Source organism: Frankia sp. AgKG'84/4, from assembly GCF_023242965.2.
GTDB lineage: Bacteria > Actinomycetota > Actinomycetes > Frankiales > Frankiaceae > Frankia.
This window is the reverse complement of record NZ_JALKFU020001295.1, coordinates 1-2,157: the sequence shown is the minus strand read 5'-3', so window position 1 is coordinate 2,157 and position 2,157 is coordinate 1. Positions and strand designations below refer to the sequence as shown.

Sequence of the window (2,157 nt, the reverse complement as noted above, 5' to 3'; positions counted from 1 at the left end):
GCCTCGGCCGCCGCCGCGACGGGCGCCGGCAGCCTCGAAGCCGCCGCCGGCGACCCCGGCGACCAGCCCACCCAGCCGACCCAGATCGTGGGCCGGGAAGCCTCGAAGCGCCCCGCCCGACGCTCGCAGGGCGACGACGACGCGGCCTTCCTCGAACTCGTCGCGCGCTTCGACGACGAACCGGAGTCGCGGCGCTGGCCGGCCGCGGAGGACCTCGACGATCCCCGGCGCCCCACGGTCATCATCCTGCGTCCCCCGATCGACCCACCGCCCGCGTCCGAGCCCGGCGCGCCGGCCGAGGACACCCTCGGTGACGCCGAGTCTGACGAGCGGGCGCTGCCCCCCGTCGGGCCGCGCGGCTTGCGCCGTGACGACCTCGACGGCGTCGTCATCATCGACTTGGGCGCCGCCGCCGGACAGGACGACCCGGCCGGCGACGACCACTACGTCCCCCCGCCGCCGCCCCCGCTGCCGCGGATGCGCCCAGTGACACGGTGGGCGCTCGGCTCGCTCGCGCTCGGGGTGGTCTTCCTCGTCGTGCCGAGCCTGATCGGGCTCAACCAGTCACGTTCGCAGGACGTCACCGGAGTGCTGCTCATTCTCGGCGGCGTCGGCACCCTCGTCGCCCGCATGGGTGACCGGCCGCCCACCAACTCCGAGGGCCCCGACGACGGCGCGGTGATCTGAGCACACCTGCCGGAGCAGGTGGCCCGCCGCGATGATCCTGCGGCGCATGGCCGGAGCGGGCCACGAAGCTCGCGGACACAGGGCTTGCAGGACGGGACCGACGCATCACCGTGTCGGCCCTTCGAGGACAACGTCGGCGTGGCAGAGGCCGGCGTACCGACACCGAGGGGAAGGGCGTTGGGCGTGCGCTACCACGAGAAGGTCGAGGTGCACGGACACCTCATGGACACAGGTGTCCTGGCCAGGGTGCTGGACGACGTACTGGACTACGGCGGAGACTACCGCGTCGATCATATCGATCTGGGCCGTTCCCACGACGACGAATCCCACGCTGTCATCACCGTCGGCGCCGAGACGCCCCGGCGGCTCATGCGCATCCTCATGCGCATCCAGGTGCACGGCGTCAACAAGCTCGACGGCGGCACCACCCGGGTAGAGCCGGCCGACCGCGACGGCGTCTTCCCCCCGGACTTCTACTCGACCACCAACCTGGAGACCGTCGTCCACCTGGACGGCCAGTGGGTCCCGGTGGAGCACCCCGAGATGGACTGCGGCCTGCTTGTCTCGCACGGCCGGGTGCGCACCGTTCCGGTCACCGACGTCCGCGCCGGCGACATGATCGTCTGCGGGGTGGACGGCGTGAAGGTCGTCCTGCCGGTGACCGACCACTCGAGCCGGATCTACGCGGAGTACGAGGCGCACGGCGCGCCGCTGCCGAGCTCCGCCCAGCCGCAGGCGGTGCTGGTGCGGGCGATCGCGCGCCAGATCCGGGAGGCGAAGGCGGAGGGCGTGCAGGTGCTGTGGGTGGCCGGCCAGGCCGTCGTCAGCACCGGCGCCACCCCCGCGCTCGTCGCCCTGGTCGAGGCCGGTTACGTCGACGTGCTGTTCACCGGCAACGCGCTGGCCACCCTCGACGTCGAGGCGGCCCTCTACGGCTCGCCGCTGGGCGTCGGGCCACTGCGCAGCGGGCGGGTGCAGCGCGGCAGCGAGCAGCACATCCGCGCCATCAACGCGATCCGCCGGGAGGGCTCGATCCGCGGGGCCGTGGACTCCGGCGTGCTGACCGAGGGCATCCTGCACGCGATGGTCAAGGCCAACAAGACGTTCGTGCTCGTCGGCTCGGTCCGCGACGACGGCCCGCTGCCCGACGTGTACACCGACGTCGTCTCGGGCCAGCGGGCGATGCGCGCCGCCCTGCGCGGAGTCGGTTACGCGATCATGATCGCCTCCGCGCAGCACTCGGTGGCGACGGGCAACATCCTGCCGGCGTCGATCCCGGTGGCCTGCGTGGACGTCAACCCGGCGACGGTGCACGCGCTCACCGAGCGGACCAGCGCGCACGCCGTCGGCGTCGTCGCCGACACCGGCCTGTTCCTCGAGGAGCTCGCCGCCGAGCTGGTCGCCGACTACCGGCCCGCCCGGCCCGGCCCGGGCGGCTGAGCCGACGCGGGCGTGCCCGCGGCCTCGACC

Annotated in this window: 2 protein-coding genes; both read left to right on the top strand. The window is 73.5% G+C overall.

Annotated features, from left to right (window positions below):
* A partial coding sequence (locus MXD58_RS29800) for a hypothetical protein (RefSeq protein WP_250611477.1) occupies window positions 1-687 on the top strand: 687 nt, incomplete at its 5' end.
* Window positions 688-870: 183 nt separating this feature from the next.
* Entirely contained in the window at window positions 871-2,127 is a 1,257-nt protein-coding gene (locus MXD58_RS29795; RefSeq protein ID WP_248837298.1) for an ornithine cyclodeaminase family domain, read from the top strand.
* Window positions 2,128-2,157 lie beyond the last annotated feature (30 nt).